Origin of the sequence: Mesorhizobium sp. CA4 (assembly GCF_020165075.1) — a bacterium.
GTDB lineage: Bacteria > Pseudomonadota > Alphaproteobacteria > Rhizobiales > Rhizobiaceae > Mesorhizobium.
This window is the reverse complement of record NZ_JAIUHK010000005.1, coordinates 16,352-39,117: the sequence shown is the minus strand read 5'-3', so window position 1 is coordinate 39,117 and position 22,766 is coordinate 16,352. Positions and strand designations below refer to the sequence as shown.

13 protein-coding genes are annotated in these 22,766 nt (G+C 65.1%); 10 read left to right on the top strand and 3 right to left on the bottom strand.

Annotated features, from left to right (window positions below):
* Positions 1-161 precede the first annotated feature (161 nt).
* Positions 162-506 carry a RidA family protein gene (locus tag LB528_RS05705; protein ID WP_140697768.1) on the top strand — a complete coding sequence of 115 codons (345 nt, stop codon included), beginning with the start codon at positions 162-164 and terminating at the stop codon, positions 504-506.
* Between the two features lie 137 nt (positions 507-643).
* On the opposite strand, the gene hutC is transcribed toward LB528_RS05705, so the two are convergent.
* The gene (gene hutC / locus LB528_RS05700; RefSeq protein WP_224714136.1) at positions 644-1,390 is read right to left on the bottom strand and encodes a histidine utilization repressor; all 747 of its coding nucleotides are present in this window, start codon (positions 1,388-1,390) and stop codon (positions 644-646) included.
* Positions 1,391-1,403: 13 nt separating this feature from the next.
* Entirely contained in the window at positions 1,404-2,759 is a 1,356-nt protein-coding gene (locus LB528_RS05695) for a formimidoylglutamate deiminase (RefSeq protein WP_224714135.1), read from the bottom strand.
* A 97-nt stretch (positions 2,760-2,856) separates the two neighbouring features.
* Between LB528_RS05695 and hutI the strand changes: the two genes are divergently transcribed.
* From hutI to LB528_RS05655, 8 genes are all read left to right on the top strand, one after another.
* Entirely contained in the window at positions 2,857-4,086 is a 1,230-nt protein-coding gene (hutI, locus tag LB528_RS05690; protein WP_224518508.1) for an imidazolonepropionase, read from the top strand.
* Positions 4,083-5,624 carry a histidine ammonia-lyase gene (hutH, locus tag LB528_RS05685; RefSeq protein ID WP_224714134.1) on the top strand — a complete coding sequence of 514 codons (1,542 nt, stop codon included), beginning with the start codon at positions 4,083-4,085 and terminating at the stop codon, positions 5,622-5,624. The genes hutI and hutH overlap by 4 nt, the downstream gene beginning before the upstream one ends.
* A complete protein-coding gene (gene hutG / locus LB528_RS05680; RefSeq protein ID WP_224714133.1) occupies positions 5,621-6,442 on the top strand; it encodes an N-formylglutamate deformylase in 822 nt (273 codons plus the stop codon). The genes hutH and hutG overlap by 4 nt, the downstream gene beginning before the upstream one ends.
* A 31-nt stretch (positions 6,443-6,473) precedes the next feature.
* Positions 6,474-8,147 (top strand): urocanate hydratase, encoded by a 1,674-nt coding sequence (gene hutU / locus LB528_RS05675; protein ID WP_224714132.1) that lies wholly within the window; start codon positions 6,474-6,476, stop codon positions 8,145-8,147.
* A 5-nt stretch (positions 8,148-8,152) separates the two neighbouring features.
* Positions 8,153-8,740: a HutD family protein gene (locus tag LB528_RS05670; RefSeq protein ID WP_224714131.1), complete on the top strand. Its 588-nt coding sequence runs from the start codon at positions 8,153-8,155 to the stop codon at positions 8,738-8,740.
* 270 nt (positions 8,741-9,010) lie between these two features.
* A complete protein-coding gene (locus LB528_RS05665; RefSeq protein WP_224714130.1) occupies positions 9,011-17,590 on the top strand; it encodes a GH36-type glycosyl hydrolase domain-containing protein in 8,580 nt (2,859 codons plus the stop codon).
* A 372-nt stretch (positions 17,591-17,962) separates the two neighbouring features.
* Positions 17,963-19,732 (top strand): glucan ABC transporter ATP-binding protein/ permease, encoded by a 1,770-nt coding sequence (locus LB528_RS05660; RefSeq protein WP_224714129.1) that lies wholly within the window; start codon positions 17,963-17,965, stop codon positions 19,730-19,732.
* A gap of 271 nt (positions 19,733-20,003) precedes the next feature.
* Positions 20,004-20,762: a heme ABC transporter permease gene (locus LB528_RS05655; protein ID WP_224714128.1), complete on the top strand. Its 759-nt coding sequence runs from the start codon at positions 20,004-20,006 to the stop codon at positions 20,760-20,762.
* 3 nt (positions 20,763-20,765) lie between these two features.
* Here the strand turns inward: LB528_RS05655 and LB528_RS05650 are convergent, their stop codons facing one another.
* Positions 20,766-21,824 carry a D-TA family PLP-dependent enzyme gene (locus LB528_RS05650; RefSeq protein ID WP_224714127.1) on the bottom strand — a complete coding sequence of 353 codons (1,059 nt, stop codon included), beginning with the start codon at positions 21,822-21,824 and terminating at the stop codon, positions 20,766-20,768.
* 202 nt (positions 21,825-22,026) lie between these two features.
* Here LB528_RS05650 and LB528_RS05645 point away from each other — a divergent pair, with 202 nt between their 5' ends.
* Entirely contained in the window at positions 22,027-22,713 is a 687-nt protein-coding gene (locus LB528_RS05645; protein ID WP_224714126.1) for a D-lyxose/D-mannose family sugar isomerase, read from the top strand.
* The last annotated feature ends 53 nt before the right edge of the window (positions 22,714-22,766 follow it).

The following is a 22,766-nucleotide window of genomic DNA, read 5'->3' as shown; positions in this document are numbered from 1 at the left end:
ACATGGCGATCAGGCGGAATTGTGTCGCGCCGGTCAACTCGGCGTGTAGGCGGATGGGCATAGACCAGACATTTGGCTCAATTGGTTTCGCGCCTGCCGGCCTTGCCCCAAGTCGACCCGGACTCTAAAGAGCAGCGACTCCCACAATGAAGGAACCTCCAATGAGCATTCGTCGCATCGATGTCGGCCCGCGCATGAGCCAGATCGTCATCCACGGCAACACCGTCTATCTGGCCGGCCAGGTCGGCGAGCCCGGCGGCAACGTCGCTTCGCAGACCCGCGATATCCTCAAGACCATCGACGAATTGCTGGCCAAGGCCGGCACCGACAAGACCAAGATCGTCCAGGCGATCATCTGGCTGGCTGACATGGGCACCTTCGCCGAGATGAATTCGGAATGGGACAAGTGGGTGCCGCAGGGCCACACCCCGGCGCGCGCCACCGGCGAAGCCAAGCTCGCCGCTCCGGAATATCTGGTCGAGATCATTGTGACTGCGGCGATCTGAGGCGGCACTCCCCCTTCATCCGGCCGCTTCGCGGCCACCTTGTCCCCGGTGGGGAGAAGAGATTTGCGCCGGCGCTGACCGTTCCTCTCCCCTTGGGGAGAGGTCAGCCGAGCGAAGCGGGGGCTGGGTGAGGGGAGTCACCCCTGCGAAGGCGTAAACCGCGCCACCAGCGTGTGGCTCTCCGCCGGGTAGATGAACCGTACATGGGTCACCGAGTGTTCGGCGCTCCAGGTGCGGCGTTCGACCACCAGGCAGGGCGCGCTCGCGTCGATGTCGAGCGCATCGGCGATCGTCTCGTCGGCGGCCATGGCGCGGATGCGGTGCTCGGCCTCGCTCCATGGCACGCGGCCGATCAGCCAGGGCCCCGGCGCGATCTGGAGAAATTCCTCCTCGGCAGCCTCGGCCACGGCTGAAAGATTGATCAGCCGCTGCTCAAGGGCGAATGGCCGTTCGCCGGCAAAATGCATGCCCTCCAGCGCGAGCACCGGACCTGATTGGGAAAGCCCGAGCCGCGCGCGATCCTCGGCACTGCTGCGCCGTTTCAGGCGCTCGAGCCGCTCATAGCGATAGGGCAGGCCGAGCGCCTCGACCTCGATCCTGATGTCGTGCAGCTCCAGCACCGCCGCCTGCGACTGCGGCTGGCGCACGAAACTGCCTGAACGGCGGCGGCGCTCGATCAATCCGGCTTTGGCGAGCTGCGACAGCGCCTTGTTCACCGTCATGCGCGAGCAATTATAGTGAGCCGTCAACTCGTGCTCGAAGGGGATGCGATGGCCCGGCGCCCAGGCGCCCGACAGGATCTTCTCGCGGATGTCCGACAGAATGCGTTGATGCAGCGAGAGGATCTCGCCGCCTTCGATGTCATCTGTCTCGCTCAGGCTCATCGGAAGTTCCTGTTCAGCCCTGCGACAATGCTGTCATGACTTCGCGGAACCGCTTGGCGACCGCCTCGCGCTTCGCATGCCTGCCGCCGCTGACCTGCTTCTTGCCATGTACCCAGAGGCAATCGACCTTGGTGCCATTGGCAAAGATCCAGGCGTCGAGGATCGCGTCGCCCGCCTTGCCGGCAAGCGAGGGATGACCGGCGTCGAGCGAGACCAAATCGGCAGGGCCGCCGGCGGCAATCCGCGACTGGCCGGCGCCGAGCGCCCGGCTGCCCCCGTCGAGCGAGGCGTCGAACAGCGCGCGCCCCGTCGAGCCGCCGGCGCGGGCCAGCACATTGCGGGCGCGGTGGGCGAGGCGCTGCGAATATTCGAGCTGCCTCAGCTCGTCCGGCAGGCCGATCAGCACATTGGAATCGGAACCGATGCCGAAGCGCCCGCCATGCTCGGCGAAGAATGGGGCCGCGAAAGTGCCGTCGCCGAGATTGGCTTCGGTGATCGGACAGAGCCCGGCAATCGCGCCGCTCTTCGCCATCGCGGCTGTTTCCGCGTCGGTCATATGCGTGGCGTGGATCAGGCACCAGCGATTGTCCACCTTGGCGTTGGCGAGCAGAAATTCGACCGGGCGCTTGCCCGACCATGCGACGCAGTCCTCGACTTCCTTCACCTGTTCGGCGACATGGATATGAATCGGTCCGTCCGGCGCCATCGCGGCGACCGCATTGAGCTCGTCCGGTGTTGCGGCGCGCAGGCTGTGCGGCGCAACGCCGAGGACGGCCTGCTCCAGCGAACGAACGCCCTCGCGGCTTTTCTCAAGCAGACGTCCGAAGCGATCGACATCATTGATGAATCGCCGCTGGCCTTCGTTGGGAGCAGCGCCCCCGAAGGCAGAACGGGCATAGAAGACCGGCAGCAGTGTCAGGCCAATGCCGGTGCCTGCGGCGGCAGCCGCGATCCGCTCTGCCATTTCAGCGATATTGGCGTAAGGCTGTCCGTCGCGATCATGGTGGAGATAGTGGAACTCGCCGACACGCGAAAAGCCGGCCTCCAGCATTTCGACATAGAGCTGGGACGCTACCGCTTCGACCTGGTCCGGCGTCATCGACAGCGCGAAGCGGTACATCACCTCGCGCCAGCTCCAAAAACTGTCGGCCGAGGGGCCGCGCAATTCGGCCAAACCGGCCATGCCGCGCTGGAAGGCGTGGCTGTGCAAATTGGGCATGCCCGGCAGGACGATGGCGTGCCGTTCGTCGCCGGCCCGAGCGGCAGCGCCGGTCTCGACCTTCGAGATGCGGCCGTTCTCGAACACGAGCCTGACATTCCTTTGCCAGCCCTCGGGCAGAAGCGCCTGTTCCGCAAAGATCGCCGTCACGTCCATCTCCGAATCTGAATGCCCATGCGACATTATCACTTGCGTCGCGTCCCAATATGTATATACATAATCGCCATCCAAGCAAACGGAAAAGATGATGGGTGGAGCGAATAAGGAGAGCGGTCATCGGATCTGGCGCAATGCGCGCCTGGCGACCATGGCCGAGGGTGCGGCCGGTCTCGGTATCGTCGAAAAAGGCGCGATCGCCGTGCGCGACAGGCTTATTCTTTATGCCGGTCCCGAGGCCGACATGCCGGCTTCGGTCGGGCAGGGCGCCGAGACCGTCGATTGCTCTGGACGCTGGATCACGCCCGGCCTGATCGACTGCCATACCCATCTTGTCTATGCCGGCAACCGCGCCAACGAATTCGAGATGCGTCTGGCCGGCGCCACCTATGAAGAAGTGGCGCGCGCCGGCGGTGGCATCGTCTCCTCGGTCAAGTCGCTGCGCGCCGCGAGCGAAGACGAGCTTGTTGCCCAGACGCTGCCGCGGCTCGATGCGCTGATCGCCGAAGGCGTCACCGCCGTCGAGGTCAAGTCCGGCTACGGCCTCGATGCCGAGAATGAGAAAAAGTCGTTGCGCGCCGCCCGACATCTGGCCAATGAGCGCCCCGTCACGGTCCGCACGACATGTCTTGCCGCGCACGCGCTGCCGCCGGAAGCCAAGGGCGACAAGGACGCCTTCATTGATCTCGTCGCCGGCACGATCCTCCCCGAGGTTGCCGCTGAAAAACTCGCCGACGCGGTCGACGGCTTTTGCGAGGGCATCGCCTTCTCGGCGGAGCAAATGGCGCGCGTGTTCGACAAGGCGAAGGCGCTCGGCCTACCCGTAAAACTCCACGCCGACCAGCTTTCCAACCTGCATGGCGCGGCACTTGCCGCCCGCTATGGCGCGCTTTCTGCCGACCATCTTGAATATACGGACGAAGCCGGCGCCGAAGCGATGGCCAAGGCCGGCACCGTGGCGACCATCCTGCCCGGCGCCTACTACTTCATCCGCGAGACGAAGAAGCCGCCGGTCGATCTCTTTCGCCGCCACGGCGTGAAGATGGCTGTCGCCACCGACTCCAATCCCGGCACCTCACCGCTCACCTCGCTGCTGCTCACCATGAACATGGCCGCGACGCTGTTCGGCATGACTGTCGACGAATGCCTGGCTGGCGTCACCCGCGAGGCTGCGCGCGCCCTTGGCCTGTTGGGCCAGACCGGCACGTTGGAAGCCGGCAAATCGGCCGACCTCGCCATCTGGGACATCGAGCGCCCGGCCGAACTCGTCTACCGCATGGGCTTCAACCCGCTCCATGCCCGTATCTGGAGAGGACAATGACGGAACTTACCCTGACGCCCGGCAACGTCACGCTTGCCGACTGGCGCGCCATCTATCGCGGCGCCGTGCCGAAGCTCGACGATGCCTGCCGGCCGAAGATCAAGGCCAGCGCCGAGGCGGTCGCCCGCATCCTCGCCAAGGGCGAGCCGGTCTATGGCATCAACACCGGCTTCGGCAAATTGGCCAGCGTCCGCATCCCGGCTGATGATCTCGAAACCCTCCAGCGCAACATCGTACTGTCGCATGCCGCCGGCGTCGGCGAGCCGATGCCCGTCGCCGTGGTGCGGCTGATGATGGCACTGAAGCTCGCCAGCCTGGCCCAGGGCGCATCCGGCGTGCGGTCCCAGACCATCGAATTTCTGGAAGCAATGCTCGCCAACGACGTCATTCCGGTAGTGCCGGCGCAAGGTTCGGTCGGCGCTTCCGGCGACCTCGCGCCGCTTTCGCATATGACCGCCGTGATGATCGGCGTCGGCGAATGCTTTACCCCGCATGGCCGGTTCCCGGCCAAGGTCGCCTTCGTCTCGCATGGGCTGGAGCCGGTAACGCTCGGCGCCAAGGAGGGCCTGGCGCTGCTCAACGGCACGCAGTTCTCGACCGCCTTCGCGCTGGCCGGCCTGTTCGAGGCCGAGATTCTCTACCAGTCGGCGCTGGTCGCCGGCGCGCTGTCGACCGACGCAGCCAAGGGCTCCGACGCACCCTTCGACCCACGCATCCATCTTTTGAGAAAGCATCGCGGCCAGATCGAGACGGCTGATGCCCTGCGAAATCTCATGGCCGGCAGCGCCATTCGCGAATCGCACCGCGTCGGCGACGAGCGCGTGCAGGACCCGTATTGCCTGCGCTGCCAGCCGCAGGTGATGGGCGCCGCGCTCGACGTGCTGCGCAAGGCGGCGGACACGCTTCAGACGGAAGCCAATGGCGTCACCGACAACCCGCTGATCTTCGCCGAGGACGACACCGCGCTTTCGGGCGGCAATTTCCACGCCGAGCCGGTGGCCTTCGCGGCCGACATGATCGCGCTTGCCGTCTGCGAGATCGGCTCGCTGTCGGAACGCCGCATCGCCATGCTGGTCGATCCGGCATTGTCCGGCATGCCGGCCTTCCTGACGCCGAAGCCGGGTCTGAACTCCGGTTTCATGATCCCGCAGGTGACGGCGGCGGCGCTTGTTTCGGAAAACAAGCAGAAGGCCTATCCGGCGAGCGTCGATTCCATTCCGACCTCGGCCAACCAGGAAGATCATGTCTCGATGGCGGCGCACGGCGCGCGCCGGCTGCTCGGCATGATCGAGAATGCGACCGCTGTCATCGGCATCGAATTGCTGGCCGCCGCGCAAGGCTGCGATTTTCACGCGCCGCTTGCGTCCAGCGAAGCGCTGGAGGCGGTGCGCAAGCTGGTGCGAGCCGAAGTCCCGCATCTCGACAATGACCGCCATTTCCACCCCGACATGGAAAAGGCGATCGCCATGGTCCGCAGCGGCGCCGCGGTGAAGGCGGCGGGTGCCGTGAAGCTGCCGTCGATCGCGGGAGCGGCATGATGGCCTCGCCAAGCTGGCTCACCGTCACCCAGGGCACCGCACCGCTGCTGGTCTCGATCCCGCACACCGGCATCGACCTTGCCGGCCTCGACTCGCGCCTCGTTTCGCCTTGGCTCGGCCGGCGCGACTGCGACTGGTGGATCTACAAGCTCTATGATTTCGCCGCCGACCTCGGCGCCACGGTCGTCCACACCGCCATCTCGCGCACCGTTATCGACGTCAATCGCGATCCATCGGGCGTTTCGCTTTATCCCGGCCAGGCGACGACAACCCTTTGCCCGACGGACACCTTTGACGGCGACCCGCTCTACCGCATGGGCGAGGAGCCGACGCCGGCTGAGATCGACCAGCGCCGCGAGACCTATTTCGTTCCCTACCACGCCGCCCTGCAGGCCGAGATCGACCGGCTGCGCGGCATGCACGACAAAATCGTGCTCTACGACTGCCATTCGATCCGTTCGGTGCTGCCGCGCCTGTTCGAAGGCACGCTGCCGGTCTTCAACCTTGGCACCAATGACGGCAAGAGCACCGATCCCGTGCTGCAGGAAAAAGTGGCCGCCATCCTCGCCGCGACCGGCGAGACCTGGGTGGTCAATGGCCGCTTCAAGGGCGGCTGGATCACCAGAAGCTTCGGCCAGCCTCAAAACGGCGTCCACGCTCTCCAGATGGAGCTTTCCAACCGCGGCTACATGCGCGAGCCGGCAGGGAAGGGCTCGCCGGAAAATTGGCCGGTGCCTTACGATGCCACCTATGCCGCGCCGATCCGCGCCACGCTGAAAACAATCCTCGAAACCGCCATTGACTGGGCCGGGCGCTGACCCGCGCCGCCCGCCTTGCCTGAAAGGGACAATGATGACCGATCCTCGTCACAACATACGTGAAGTGCGCGCCCCGCGCGGCGACAAGCTCAACGCCCGTTACTGGACGACGGAAGCGCCGCTGCGCATGCTGATGAACAATCTCGACCCGGAGGTCGCCGAGAACCCGAACGAGCTCGTCGTCTATGGCGGCATCGGCAGGGCGGCGCGCACCTGGAACGATTTCGACCGCATCGTCGCTTCGCTGAAGACGCTGGGCGAGGACGAGACGCTGCTCGTCCAGTCCGGCAAGCCGGTCGGCGTCTTCAAGACACATTCCAACGCCCCGCGCGTGCTCATCGCCAACTCCAACATCGTACCGCATTGGGCAACCTGGGAGAAGTTCAACGAGCTCGATAGGAAGGGCCTGATGATGTACGGCCAGATGACGGCCGGCTCCTGGATCTATATCGGCACACAGGGCATCGTGCAGGGCACCTACGAGACCTTCGTCGAGGCCGGCCGCCAGCACTATAACGGCGACCTCAAGGGCAAGTGGATCCTGACCGGCGGCCTCGGCGGCATGGGTGGCGCCCAGCCCTTGGCAGCCGTCATGGCCGGCGCTTCCTGCCTTGCCATCGAGTGCAATCCGGACTCGATCGATTTTCGCCTGCGCACCCGCTATCTCGACGAGAAGGCCGAGACGCTCGACGAAGCCATGGAGATGATTAATCGCTGGACCATGGCCGGCGAAGCAAAGTCGGTCGGACTGCTCGGCAACGCCGCCGAGATCGTGCCGGAGATGTTCAGGCGCGGCATCCGCCCCGACATCCTCACCGACCAGACTTCGGCGCACGACCCGATCAACGGCTATCTGCCCAAGGGCTGGACGACGGCCGAGTGGCGCGAGAAGCGCATCTCGGATCCGAAGGCCGTCGAAAAGGCCGCCCGGGCCTCGATGCGCGAGCATGTCGAGGCGATGGTGGCGTTCTGGAACGCCGGCGTGCCGACGCTCGACTACGGCAACAACATCCGCCAGGTCGCCAAGGACGAGGGTTTCGAGAACGCCTTCGCCTTCCCGGGCTTCGTGCCGGCCTATATCCGGCCGCTGTTTTGCCGTGGTATCGGTCCGTTCCGCTGGGCCGCGCTCTCGGGCGATCCGGAAGATATCTACAAGACCGACGCCAAGGTGCGCGAGCTCACCCCAGGCAACACCCATCTGCACAATTGGCTCGACATGGCGCGCAAGCGCATCTCCTTCCAGGGCCTGCCGGCGCGCATCTGCTGGGTTGGCCTCGGCGACCGCCACCGGCTCGGTCTCGCCTTCAACGAGATGGTCGCCAAGGGCGAGCTCAAGGCGCCGGTCGTCATCGGCCGCGACCATCTCGATTCCGGCTCTGTCGCCTCGCCGAACCGCGAGACCGAAGCGATGAAGGACGGCTCCGACGCCATTTCCGACTGGCCGCTGCTCAACGCGCTCCTCAACACCGCGTCCGGCGCCACCTGGGTGTCGCTGCACCATGGCGGCGGCGTCGGCATGGGCTTCTCGCAGCATGCCGGCATGGTGATCGTTGCCGACGGCACGCCCGAGGCGGCAAAGCGCCTGGAGCGCGTGCTGTGGAACGACCCGGCGACCGGCGTCATGCGCCATGCCGATGCCGGCTACGACATCGCCATCCAGTGCGCCAAGGAGCACCAGCTCAACCTGCCGGGCATCCTGGGCTGAGCCGAATGCTCATCCTTCGTGCCGCCGATTACCGCGTAATGCCGTGGAAGAATGGCGGCGGCACGACCACCGAAATCGCCGTTTCGCCCGACGGCGCCGGGCTCGACGATTTCGACTGGCGCATCTCCATGGCCCGCGTCGAGACCAGCGGGCCGTTCTCAAGCTTCGCAGGCATAGACCGGACATTATCGGTACTGGAAGGTGAGGGGATCATCCTCGACATTGCCGGCCGGCCTCCGGTGCGGCTGACCTCGGCTTCGGCGCCGCTCGCCTTTCCGGGCGACATACCCACCGGCGCGGCGCTGATCGGCGGTCCAATCACCGATCTCAACATCATGACGCGCCGTGGCCGCATGGTCCATGAGGTCGAGCGCCGGTCTTTCACCGCCGAGATTCGGATCGCGCCGCGCGCCGACACCACGCTCATTCTTGCCCTCGGCGCCGGCGCCATGCTCTTCACGGACGATGCGCCGAGCCTCGGATCGCTCGACACGCTGATCCTCGACCGCGACAGCCCGGAAATGCGGCTTCAGCCTAAGGGGCAGGGCCTGCTTTTCGTGATCGGGCTCCACCGCCTCGCGGCCAACCATTAACGGCTGTTGCCAAACATGATCGCGGCTCGGGCGAATTATCGCCCTGCCCCTTGCATGTATCACGAAAAAGCCCGAATCCTTGCCCTGATCCAACCGGGGGCGGAGAGCGAGGGGCGTTCGCCTACGAGCTGTCGAAAGGGCACGCCCCGGTTGTGGTGCGCAAAACAAACTTTCGGCCGATCAGTCATGCAACCAATTGCAATTGAACCGGTTTTAGGGCCATTGCCGTGGCGGTGACGCCGCATTGCGCCCCCGCTTACGGAATTTTCAATGAACATTCAGACCAATCCCAACAAGATCGAACAGACAAGCGCTGGCTTCCCGGCGGCGACGGACGCGCCGATACGCTCCAATTTCCTGCCTGAGGACCGGCTACGCGCCTTGGGCGTCGCGCTCGCCAAGGGCGAGGTCAGGGAATTGTTCGGCCTCGCCCCGTTCGAGTTCCAGGCACGCATCCGCGACAGCGCTAAGAAGATTCTCGAAGTCTACCGCTCGACCAATGCGGCGCAGGCCAAGGGCGAGACCATCACGCCGGCCGCACAATGGCTGCTCGACAACAATTACCTGGTCGAGGAGACCATCTTCCAGGTCAAGCGCGACCTGCCGCGCCGCTTCTACCGGCAGTTGCCGACGCTCACGCTCGGCGACGGCACGGTGCTGCCACGCGCCTTCGTCGTCGCCTGGAGCTATGTCGAGCATTCCGACAGCTCCGTGTCGGCCAGCATGTTCAAGGCGATCGTCGAGGGCTTCCAGTCGGTCGAGCCGATGAAGATCGGCGAGCTCTGGGCGCTGCCGTCGCTGCTGCGCTTCGTGCTGATCGAGAACCTGCGCCGCATCGCCGTGCGCGTCGAGCGCACCAGGCAGATGCGCCAGACCGCCAACGAGGTCGCCGACCGGGTTCTGGGGACCGACGACAATGCCGACCGCACCAGGATTCTGTCCAACTACAGCGCGCATGCGCAGGACACCACTTTCGCCACCCAACTGCTCTACCGCCTGCGCGACGGATCGCAGAACGCCGGCCGCGCGCTGGAATGGCTGGAAGGCGAGCTCGAGAAGACCGGCTCCGACGCCGAGGAGATCATCATCTCCGAGCATCAGACGCTGTCCTCGGGCAATGTCACCACCGGCAACATCATTCGCGGTCTGCGCCTCATCAACGACGTCGACTGGACGGTCTGGTTCGAGGGCGTCAGCCGCATCGACACGTTGCTGCGTGCAAAGACCGACTTCGCCAACCTCGACTTCTTCTCGCGCGACCAGTACCGCACCGCGATCGAACAGCTGGCGCGCCGCTCGCATCTCTCCGAGTACCGCGTCGCCGAAAAGGCGATCGAGCTTGCCGGCCACACGCCCGGCCTCACCGATGCGTCCGGCCTGCCGGAAACGGCGGACCCCGCCGTGCACACCGATGTCGGTTTCTTCCTGGTCGGCCCGCGCCGGCAGGAGCTGGAAAAGGCGATCGGCTACCGGCCGCCTTTCCATGTGAGCTTCAAACGAGGCTTTGCCAGCGCCGGCTGGCTGGGCATCGTCGTGCCGGTCTTCCTGTTGACGGTGCTGCTGCTGGTGCTGTCGGGCAAAGCGCTCGCCAATCTCGGCCTGTCGGTGGAATCGATCACGCTGATGCTGGCGCTGTTCGCCGTGCCCGCCAGCGAGGGCGCGCTGGCCTTCTTCAACACCGTGGTGGCGCTGTTCCTCAAGCCGACCCGGCTTGTTGGCTACGACTACAACAAGCACGGCATACCGGCCGAGTCGCGCACGATGGTCGTGGTTCCGTCACTGATCGGCTCGCGCGACGATGTCGAGGAAAACATCCGCAACATCGAGGTGCATCACCTCGCCAATACGGCCGAGGAAATCCATTTCGCGCTGCTGTCAGACTGGCCGGACTCCAAGACCGAGATCGACGCCGCCGATATCGAGATCCTGCAATATGCCCGCGACGAGATCGCCAGGCTTAATGCGCGCTATCCGTCGGAAGGCTCGCCGCGCTTCTACCTCCTGCACCGGCGCCGGCTCTACAACCAGGCGCAGGGCTGCTGGATGGGGTGGGAGCGCAAGCGCGGCAAGCTGCATGAGCTGAACCTTCTTTTGCGTGGCGACAGCGACACCACCTTCCTGCCGCTCGATGTGCCGCTACCGGAAAAGGTCGTGTATGTGATGACGCTCGACGCCGACACGCGCACCACGCGCGATGCGGTTTCAAGCCTGGTCGGCAAGCTTGCCCATCCGCTCAACCGTCCGCATTTCGATCCGGTCAAGCACGTCGTCACAGCCGGCTACACCATCCTGCAGCCGCGCATCACGGCTTCGCTCACCAGCGGGGACGATGCATCCTTCTTCCAGCGCGTCTTCTCGGCCAATCGCGGGCTCGACCCCTATGTGTTCGCCGTCTCCGACGTCTATCAGGACGTCTTCGGCGACGGGTCCTTCACCGGCAAGGGCCTTTACCATGTCGACGCCTTCGAGGCGGCGCTGAAGAACCGCATCGACGAAAACACCATCCTCAGCCACGATCTGCTCGAAGGCGCGCTCGCGCGCGCCGCGCTGGTCACCGATGTCGAGCTGGTCGAGGATTATCCGACCCGCTACTCGGTCGACGCCTCGCGCCACCATCGCTGGGCGCGAGGTGACTGGCAGTTGCTCGGCTATATCTTCGACCCGCGCTCCGGCGTGCCGGCGCTGTCGCGCTGGAAGATGGTCGACAATCTGCGCCGCTCGGTCACCCCGATCTTTTGGGTCATGGCCTGCGTCGCCGGCTGGACGCTGCTGCCCTTCACCCAGGCGGCGCAGTGGCAGGCTCTTATGATCCTCAGCCTGTTCATGGCGCCGACCTTCGACATCGTGAACGGCATCCTGCCTAAGAGCGGCGACCAGACGCCGCGCGGCCACTTCTCCGCTTTGGCCCGCGACACCGTCTTCGGCACGGCACTTGTGGCGCTCAAGGTGCTTCTGATGGCGCATCTCGCCTGGATGATGGGCGATGCCATCATCCGCACCCTCTACCGGCTATTCGTCAGCCGGCAGAATCTTCTGGAATGGCGCACCGCCTCGCAAGCCGCCAAGGGCGGCAACGATCTCGGCGCATATTACGGCATGATGTACGGCGCGGTGATCATCGGCGTCGTCGGCCTCGCCATTCCCGTGCTGGCCGATTCCACCGGCGCCTTTGTCGCCTTCTTCTTCGCCATCTTCTGGATCGCCTCGCCCGCCGTCGCCTGCTGGATCAGCCGTTCGGCCGAGACCGAGGACAGGCTGCGCATCTCGCCCGCCGACATTCACGCGCTGCGCACCTTCGCGCGCCGCACCTGGCACTATTTCGAGACCTTTGTGACGGCCGAGCAGCATCACCTGCCGCCGGACAATTTCCAGGAGAGCCCGGCGCCGGTGGTGGCGCCGCGCACCTCGCCGACCAATATCGGCGTCTATCTGCTCTCGGTGGTGTCGGCGCGCGATTTCGGCTGGATCAGCCTGTCGGACGCCATCACCCGCATCGACGCCACGATGACGACGATCGAGAACATGCCGCGCGATCGCGGTCATCTCTACAACTGGTACGACACGACGACACTGAAGCCGCTTTATCCCCTCTACATCTCCGCTGTCGACAGCGGCAATCTCGCCGGACATCTGGTCGCGGTGGCGGCTTCCTGCGCCGAATGGGCCGAGGCGCCTTCCGTGCATCTGCAGGGCGATTTCGAAGGCATCATCGACACCGTCACCATTCTCGACGAAAGCCTGGACGAGCTGCCGGACGACCGCCGGCAGTTGCGGCCGCTGCGCCAGCGCCTGGCCGATCGCCTGGACGGCATGCGCCGGGCGGTGGCGACCATCAAGGCGCAGCCTGAGATGGCGTCGATCCGCACCATCAATCTTGCCGTGCTCGCGGGCGAGATACGCAAGCTCGCCACCGCCATCCACACCGAGGCAACTTCGCCGAAAAGCGATGTTATCGCCGACTGGGCGGCCAGGCTGGAGGCAACCTGCGAGGCGCATGTGCACGATTCGCACAATGACGAGAGCGCCGTCGCCGCACTGCGCGCCAAGCTGCTGGCTCTGCGCGAGCGCTGCCGCCGCTATGCCTTCGAGATGGATTTCTCTTTCCTGATGCGCCAGGAGCGCAAGCTGCTCTCGATCGGCTACCGCGTCGAAGACCGCCAGCTCGACGAGAGCTGCTATGACCTTCTCGCCTCCGAGGCGCGTCTCACCAGCCTGTTCGCCATCGCCAAGGGCGACCTGCCGACCGAGCATTGGTTCCGTCTGGGACGCCCGATTGTCGAGATCGGCTTCCAGGGCGCGCTGATGTCCTGGTCGGGCTCGATGTTCGAGTATCTGATGCCGCCGCTTGTGATGAAAGAGCCGCAGGGCTCGATCCTCAACCAGACCAGCAAGCTCATCATCAAGCGCCAGATCCAGTATGCGCGTTCCAAGAACGTGCCGTGGGGCATTTCGGAAGCGGCCTACAATGCCCGCGATCGCGAGCTCACCTATCAATACACCAATTTCGGCGTGCCCGGCCTCGGCCTGAAGCGTGGTCTTGGCCAGAACACCGTGATTGCGCCTTACGCGACGATCCTGGCCGCGCAATTCAGCCCGCGCGAGGCGGTGCAGAATCTGCAGCGGTTGCGCTCGATCGGCGCGCTTGGCCGTCATGGCTTCTATGACGCGGTCGATTTCACGCCGCAGCGCGTGCCCGAAGGCGCCGACCACGCGGTGGTGCAGAACTACATGGCGCACCATTCCGGCATGTCGATCGCGGCAGTCGCCGACGCCATTTTCGAGGGCCGGCTGCGCGAGCGTTTCCACAGCGACCCAGTGATCGAGTCGGCCGAGCTTCTCTTGCAGGAGAAGGCGCCGCGCGACATTCCGACCGCAACCGTCAGGACGGAAGCCGACGAGCGCTCCAAGGACGCGGCCGAGACGGAGAGCCCGGACAGCCGCATCATCCTCGACCCGATCAAGGCGCTGCGGGCGACCAACGTCATGTCCAATGGCCGCTATTCGGTCATGGTCACCGCGACCGGCTCCGGCTACAGCCGCTTCGGCGAACTTGCCGTGACCCGCTGGCAGCCGGATCCCAGCGAGGATCGTCTCGGCTCCTATATCTTCCTGCGCGACACCGCGACCGGCGACTGGTGGTCGGCCACGGCCGAGCCGAAGCGCGCCGAGGGAGAGCGCGTGCAGACGCTGTTTGCCGACGACAAGGCGAGCTTCACCAAATCGGTTGGCTCGCTGCGTTCCGAGGTCGAATGCATCGTCATTTCCGAGGGCAATGGCGAAGGCCGCCGCATCACGCTCTACAATGACGGCGCCACCGACCGGCATATCGAGGTGACGTCCTTCGCCGAGCTGGTGCTTGGCAACGAGGCCTCGGACAACGCTCATCCGGCGTTTTCCAAGATGTTCGTCGAGACCGAGATCGCGCCGAACAACGGCGCGATCTTCGCCACGCGGCGCAAGCGCGACAAGAACGACCCCGACCTCACCATGGTGCATTTCGTCACCGATCCGTCGGGACCGTCGCGCGACGCCGAGGCCGAGACCGACCGGCGCGCCTTCATCGGCCGTGGCCGCACCATCGCCGATGCTATCGCCTTCGACCCCGGCGCCAGGCTTTCCGGCAGCCAGGGCTTCACGCTCGACCCGGTGGCGGCGCTGCGCCGCCAGGTGCGCGTGCCGGCCAACAAGAAAATCTCGCTGACCTTCTGGACCGCCGTCGGCGCCCATCGCGGCGAGCTCGATGAGGCGATCGCCCGTCTCGACCACCAGGAGAGCTTCGCCCGCCAGGCCATGCTGGCCTGGACGCGCAGCCAGGTGCAGACGCGTCATCTGGGGCTAAGCCTCACCGACGCCGCGAATGTGCAGAAACTTGCGCGCTATCTGATCTATCCCGATCCGTTCCTGCGCCTGCCGGCCGAATCCATCGCGTCGGGCCTCGGCCGTCAGTCGAGCCTGTGGCCGACCAGCATTTCCGGCGATTTCCCGATCTTCCTCGTGCGCATCGGCGACGTCGCCGATCTCGAGATCGTCGCCCAGGCGCTGCGCTTCCAGGAATATATGCGGGCGCGTGGCATGATGATCGACTTCGTCGTCGTCAACGAGCAGGCCTCGTCCTATGTGCAGGACCTGCAGCGCGCCGTGGAGACGCTGTGCGAGAACAGTCGCCTGCGCGGCCGCGAGCTCGGGCCTCGCCAGCACATCTTCGCCGTGCGTCGCGACCTGATGGACGAGCCGACCTACAAGACCTTGCTGTCGGTCGCGCGTGTCGTTCTGCATACCCGCAACGGCACGATCTTCGACCAGCTGGAACGCGCCGAGACGGCGGCCCTCCAGGCCCGCGATGCCTTGCTGCAGGCGGAGGGCGGCTCACCGCGCGAACCTGTTCCGCCGCTGCCCTTGCCGGTGCCGGCAAGCCAAGGTGGAGGCGATATCGCCGCCGATGGCAGCGGTCTGCGCCTGTGGAACGGCTTTGGCGGCTTCGACGGCGACGGCCGCCACTATGTGACGCGGCTGACCGGGCGGCGATCGACGCCGCAGCCCTGGATCAACGTCATCTCCAACGCCTCCTTTGGCTTTCACGTCTCGGCGGAAGGCGCCGGTTTCACCTGGAGCCGCAACAGCCGCGACTACCAGCTGACGCCATGGTCGAACGACCCGGTGTCGAACCGGCCGGGCGAGGGCTTCTATATTTTCGACCAGTTGAGCGGCAAGGCCTTCTCGCCGATGGCCGCGATGGTGCGCGATCCGTCGATGACCTATGAGACCTGGCACGGCCAGGGCTTTTCCACCTTCCGCTCGAAGCGCGGGCCGCTGTCGATGGACCTGACCCAGGTGGTCGATCCGACCGATCCGGTGAAGATCACGCGGCTGCGCATCCAGAATGCCGGCCCGGCGCCGGCGCGGCTGCGCATTTACGCCTATGCCGAATGGGTGCTGGGCGGCCATCGCTCGCGCACGGCGGCGACCATCGTGCCGTCGCGCGACGCCGCCACCGGCGCCATGCTGGCGCAGAACCCCTATGGTCTGGACTTCGGCGAGCGTGTCGCCTTCCTGGGGGCCAGCCATCCTGTCCATTCGGTAACCGCCGACCGCAGCGAGTTCATCGGCAGGCACGGCACGACCGAATACCCGCAGGCCGTGCTTGGCGGGCTTGCGCTTTCCGGCCGTGTCGAGGCCGGCGACGATCCTTGCGCGGTCGTCGCCAGCGATATCGACATTCCGGCCGGCGGCGACGTCACGCTGCTCTGGCTGCTTGGCGACGCGGCCACGTCCGCCGAGGCAAGCGCGCTGGTGCAGGCCCATCGCGGCAAGGATTTCGATCAGCGCCTGGCCGACAACGAAAAGACCTGGCGCGGCTTCCTCGACACCATCCAGGTCGAGACGCCGGACGTGGCGATGAACGCCATGGTCAACCACTGGCTGCCTTACCAGAGCCTGGCCTGCCGCATCCGCGCGCGCTCGGCTTTCTACCAGGCGAGCGGCGCTTTCGGCTTCCGCGACCAGTTGCAGGACACGCTCTCCCTTCTGGCGCACGATCCGAAGCTGGCGCGCGACCAGATCCTCAATGCGGCGCGCCGGCAGTTCCCGGAAGGCGACGTGCAGCATTGGTGGCTGCCACGCACCGATGCCGGGGTGCGCACCATGATCTCGGACGACGTCGTCTGGCTGGCGCATGCGACGGCCCGCTACATCGAGGTGACCGGCGATACCGGCATCCTCAAGGAGCAGTTGCCCTTCATCGACGGCCAGCAGCTCGGCGACGGCGAGCATGACGCCTTCTTCACGCCCGAGATCACCAAGAACACCGCGCCGCTCTATGACCATTGCGCGCGGGCGCTCGATCTCGCGATCAAGCGCAGCAGCCCTGCCGGCTTGCCGCTGATCCTCGGCGGCGACTGGAACGACGGCATGAACCGTGTCGGCGAGGGCGGCAAGGGCGAGAGCGTGTGGCTGGGCTGGTTCCTGTTGAAGACGCTCACCGACTTTGGGCCTGTCGCCAAGGGGCAGGGCGACACCAAGCGGGCACAGGCCTGGACCAAGCATGCGGACGCGCTGAAGCGGGCCCTGGAAAGCACCGCCTGGGACGGCCAATGGTACCGGCGCGGCAGCTTCGACGACGGTACGCCGCTCGGCTCGCACAATTCGGACGAGTGCAAGATCGACTCCATCGCCCAGTCCTGGAGCGTGCTGTCGGGCGAGGGCGATCCTGCCCGTTCGACAACGGCCATGGAACAGGCAACCAATATGCTGGTCGATGATGAGCTCAAGATCGTCAAGCTGTTCACGCCGCCATTCTCGAAAAGCGAGAAGGATCCCGGCTATATCAAGAGCTATCCGCCGGGCGTGCGCGAGAATGGCGGTCAATACACCCATGCCGCCACCTGGTTCGTCATCGCGCTGGCTGAAATGGGCCGCACCGACGAGGCTTATCGCTGCTTCTCGATGCTGAACCCAGTCAACCACGCTTCGGACGAGGCGGCGGCCGAGCACTATCGAGTCGAACCCTATGTCGTGGCCGCCGACATCTATGCCGGCGAAGGCAAGGGCGGCCGTGGCGGCTGGACCTGGTACACGGGCTCGGCCGGCTGGCTTTACCGCGCCGCGGTGGAGGGCATTCTCGGTATCGAGCGGCGAGGCAAGGAGATCACGTTTAGGCCGAAGCTGCCCGGACACTGGGACGGCTACGCCGCGACGCTCAAGATGTTCGACGGCGAGATCAAGCTTCGCGTCATCCGCGACAAAAAGACCAAGTCGATCTCGCTAGAAGTCGATGGTTTAAAGAAAAAATCGGCCTCTTTCGAGCCGAAAGCCGGCGACAAGACCGAGGTCGTCGTCAGGATACCTGCGTAAAATCAAAGGTTTGGCTTGTCGGCCGCGCATCCCTCGGGGTGCGCGGCCGATCGCCATTTTTACTTGGCGCAGCTCTCGCGTCCGATCGCGCGCCTTCCTTAGGACTGGCTAAGTAAGCGGCTTGTGATTAAAAATGTGGCAGCGCGTGGCAGGTGCCATTATTTTGCCGCAAGCCTGACATTTCACCTTTTATCTCAAACCGTTAGGTGATCACGTCAGATTTCGTACCGTCGTCATCTTTTGTTCGCTAAATGGGAACGGAAGCGATAGACGACGCATTGTTTCGCGACACGTTAACCGATACGTGTCAGAAAATGGTGCGGTGCACAATTCGGGCATTGAGCACAGCAAGAGTTTGGCGGAGTAGCTGAAGTGTCACTTCTGCAGATCTACTTTAGAGCGCTGGGTTATCTGGCGTCCGACAAGAAGCGCGTTGCGCTGATTTGCGGCGCCAACGTGGCGCTCGCGGCGATCGCGATCCTCGAGCCCATCCTGCTGGGCCGCGTGATCGGTGCCATCTCCGAAAAGGGCGCGGTGTTTTCGACGCTCGCCGTCTGGGCCGCTCTCGGTGCCTTCAACGTCGTCGCCTTCGTGCTGGTGGCGCGCGGCGCCGATCGCTTCGCCCACGCCCGCCGCTCCGAAGTGCTGTGCCAGTCCTTCGAGCGCGTCATCACCATGCCGCTTGCCTGGCACCATCAGCGCGGCACATCCAATTCCCTCCACACGCTGCTGCGCGCGGTCGAGACCCTGTTCAGCCTGTGGCTCGAATTCATGCGCGTGCATCTCTCGACCGCTATCGCGCTGGTGCTGCTGGTTCCGACCGCGCTATCCATGGACATCCGCATGTCCGTCGTGCTGCTTGGCCTGGGCGTGCTCTATGTCGGTATCGGCCGCCTCGTCATGCGCCGCACCAAGTCGGGGCAGACTGCCGTCGAACGCCATTACCACACCGTGTTTGCCCACGTGACCGACAGCGTCAGCAACGTTGCCGTGCTGCAGAGCTACAACCGCATCGGTCACGAGACGGCGACGCTGAAGCGCTATGTGAAGGATTTGCTCGACGCGCAGAACCCGGTGCTCGATTGGTGGGCAATCGCCAATGCGCTGAACCGCCTGTCGTCGACCATCTCGATGATGATCGTGCTCTCGATCGGCGCTTATCTCGTCACCCGTGGTCAGCTCCGCGTCGGCGACGTCGTGGCGTTCACCGGCTTTGCAGGAATGCTGATCGCCCGTCTCGACCAGATGTCGGCCTTCACCACGCAGATTTCCGAGGCCCGCGCCAAGCTCGAGGACTTCTATCATCTCGAGGACTCGGCTGCCGAGACCGCCGAGCCGGACGGATTGCGCGAGTTGACCAATGTCACCGGCCATGTCCGCTTCGAGAATGTCAGCTTCGAGTTCGCCAATTCGGGCCATGGCATCGAGGACGTCTCCTTCGAGGTCCAGGCCGGCCAGACGGTCGCCATCGTCGGCCCGACCGGCGCCGGCAAGACGACGCTGATCAATCTGTTGCAGCGGGTCTTCACGCCGGCCAGCGGCCGCATCCTGATCGACGGCATCGATACGCGCTCGGTGACCCGCAAGTCGCTGCGCCATTCGATCGCCACCGTCTTCCAGGACGCCGGCCTGCTCAACCGTTCGATCGAAGACAACATCCGCGTCGGCCGCGCCGATGCGAGCAATGACGAAATCCACGCCGCCGCCAATGCCGCCGCCGCGCAGGACTTCATCCTCGCTAAGAGCGGCGGTTACGACACCGTCGTCGGCGAGCGCGGCGGCCAGCTCTCGGGCGGCGAGCGCCAGCGTATCGCCATCGCCCGCGCTGTGCTCAAGGATGCACCGATCCTGGTGCTCGACGAGGCGACCAGCGCGCTCGACGTCGAAACCGAGGACCGCGTCAAGGAGGCTATAGACGAGCTGCGCCGCAACCGCACGACCTTCATCATCGCTCACCGCCTGACCACGGTCCGCGACGCCGACCTCGTCGTCTTCATGGACAAGGGCAGGGTGGTCGAGATGGGCGGCTTCACCGAGCTGTCGCTGCGCAACGGCCGTTTCGCCGCCCTGCTGCGCGCCGGCGGCCTGCTCAACGACGAAGAGGTCCGCCGCCTCAGCCGTGCGGTGAACGAAGCAGCGTAAGGCAGAACGCTTCCCCCTTCTCCCCTTGTGGGAGAAGGTGGCCGCGAAGCGGCCGGATGAGGGGTGCTCCAGCTTGGTACTAGCATCCGATCGACAGCCGGGTGCATTGCTGCCGCACTGTTCGGCGTCTCATTTCGCTGGAACACCCCTCATCCGTCTCGGCGCTGCGCGCCGATCCACCTTCTCCCACACGGGGAGAAGGCAGGGTGCCTCTTCCTGCGACGCCTTCCCCCGATTGCCCCAGACCCATCTCCGGTCTATTTAAGTCGGCATGAGTGACACCACCTCACGCCTTGCCGGCTGGACCGATCTCGCCAACCCGACGCGCTTCGTCGGGCTGGCCGATAAGGTCATTCCGTGGCTCGCCGCAGTCGCAGCGATCCTGCTTGGCGTTGGCCTCTATATGAGCTTCACCGCGCCGGAGGATTTCCAGCAAGGCATCACGGTGCGCATCATGTATATCCACGTGCCTTTCGCCTGGCTCGCCATGATGTGCTACACGATCATGGCGATCTCGGCGCTGGGCACGCTGGTCTGGCGTCATCCGCTGGCCGATGTCGCCCTGAAAGCGGCGGCGCCCATTGGTGCCGTCTTCACCGCGCTGGCGCTGATCACCGGCTCGATCTGGGGCAAGCCGATGTGGGGCACCTGGTGGGTGTGGGACGCGCGGCTGACCTCGGTCTTCGTGCTTTTCCTGATGTATCTCGGCATTATCGCGCTGACCCGCGCGCTAGACGATCCCGGCCGCGCCGCCTGGGCCGCCGCCATCATCACGCTGGTCGGCTTCATCAACATCCCGATCATCAAATTCTCGGTCGACTGGTGGAACACGTTGCACCAGCCGGCCTCGGTCTTCCGCCTCGGCGGCCCGACCATCGACCCTTCGATGCTGTGGCCATTGGCCGTAATGGCGCTCGGCTTCACGGTGCTGTTCTTCGCCCTGCACCTGATGGCCATGCGCACGGAGATTTTCAGGCGGCGCGTGACCGCTATGCGCAGAGTTGCCGCGAGGCAGGCCGAGCGACAGTAGGGCTCACCCCATTCGTCCGCGCGCCGCCACCGGCAGCGTTTCCAGCACCTTGTCACCGTCGACCAGATGCACCTGGTCGAACAAATTCGTCACCACGCAGCAATGATCGGGAACGACGCGCACGCGGTCGCCGATGCGCAGCTTGGCGCCGTCGGAGAGCGTGACGGTGCCGTGCTCTTCGCTCAAGCCGGTGACGCGGGCGCCCGGCACGCCGAGCAGCTCGCCGAATTCCGGCAGGCCGAGCGTATCGGAGGACAGCGCCTTGCTGCCGCTGTCGAGGATGGCGCGGATTGGCGTAGGATGACTGACCACCGTGGCGAGCACGGTCAGCGCGCAGTCGTCCAGCGTGCCGACGCCTTTGGCGACCTGGTAGCGGTCGAGATAGATATAGGTGCCGGGCCGGTATTCGGTGACGACGCTGTCCTCGCCGGAGCGCCACATGTCCGGCGTGCCGCCGCTGGAGATGCGTTCGCATTCGAGCCCCGCCGCGGCAAGCGCGCCGCGCGCGGTCTTCAGCCAGGCGTCCGCCTCGGCGGCGCACCCGGCCGCCGGATAGGTCATCAACCCGCCGAAGGCGAGGCCGTTGGCCTGGTCGATCACTTTCCCCAGCGTCAGCGCTTCGTCGGCGCTCTGCACGCCGCAGCGGCCCATGCCGGTGTCGCACTCGACCAACACCTGCAGCGGATGGCCGGCGTCGGTGAATGTGGCGGCAAGGCCCTCCAAAGTGTCACGGCTGTCCGCCGTCACCGATAGCGTCACGCGCCCATGCAGCGCCTTCAGCCGCTCCAGCTTGGCGCGACCAAGGATGTTGTAAGGGAGAAAAATGTCGGTCAGCCCGGCATCGGCCATCACCTCGGCCTCGCCGATCTTCTGGCAGGTAATGCCGACGGCGCCCGCCGCCACCTGCTTCTTCGCCCAGTAAGGCAGCTTGTGCGTCTTGATATGCGGGCGGAGCTTCAGACCGTGAGCGTCCGCATGGGCCTGCGCTTTCTTGATGTTCGCCTCGGCGCGGGCTGCATCGATGAGGATCGCGGGTGTGTCGAGGTCGTCTATGCTTGCCATGAGATCACCCGTCCGAGCATGTCTTCCGAGCGGCGATCCGCTGTGGGACAAAGACATTGCGTTAAAATAAATCAGCTGGGTTTATGGCCCCGAACGCGGCCCATGTCACGGGGCCAGACCCGTCGGTTTGCGTCGACAGAGGACCGGCATTGGGCTATTCGGAAGTACAGATTTCAGCAGGCGGCCGGAAGGAAGAGAACCCATGAAGCGCTCCAAGATCAACGACATCATCCGCGAAGCCGACGCCTTCATCCGCTCCTTCGGCTATATCATGCCGCCCTTCGCCTATTGGTCGCCGGAAGAGCTGAAGGCGCACAAGGCCGATTCCGCGGCGATCTTCACCTCGCGTCTCGGCTGGGACATCACCGACTACGGCCAAGAGAAGTTCGACGAACTGGGCCTGTTCCTGTTCACCGTGCGCAACGGCCGTTACGAGGACATGAAGCTCGGCATGGGCATGCTCTATGCCGAAAAGATCATGATCTCGCGCAAGGACCAACTCTCGCCGATGCACCGCCACAACATCAAGGCCGAGGACATCATCAACCGCGGCGGCGGCAAGCTGGTGCTGGAACTGTTCATGCACGACCGCGACGGCGGCATCGACCCGAAAGCCGAGGTCTCGGTGCCGGTCGACGGCACCATCACCAGATTGCCGGCGGGCGGGCTGCTGAAGCTCGATCCGGGCCAGAGTGTGACGCTGCTGCCCGGCGTCTGGCACGCCTTCTGGGCCGAGGGCAAGGACGTGCTGATCGGCGAGGTCTCGACCGTCAATGACGACCTCACCGACAATGTCTTCCGCGATCCGATCGGCCGCTTCTCCAACATCGACGAGGACGTCGCCCCGCTGCACCTTCTGGTGTCGGATTACGAGAAGTGGGTGGGGTAGGCGCTTCGCGCAAACTCATTTCGTAAGCTGGCGCCGCCCCTCATCCGCCTGCC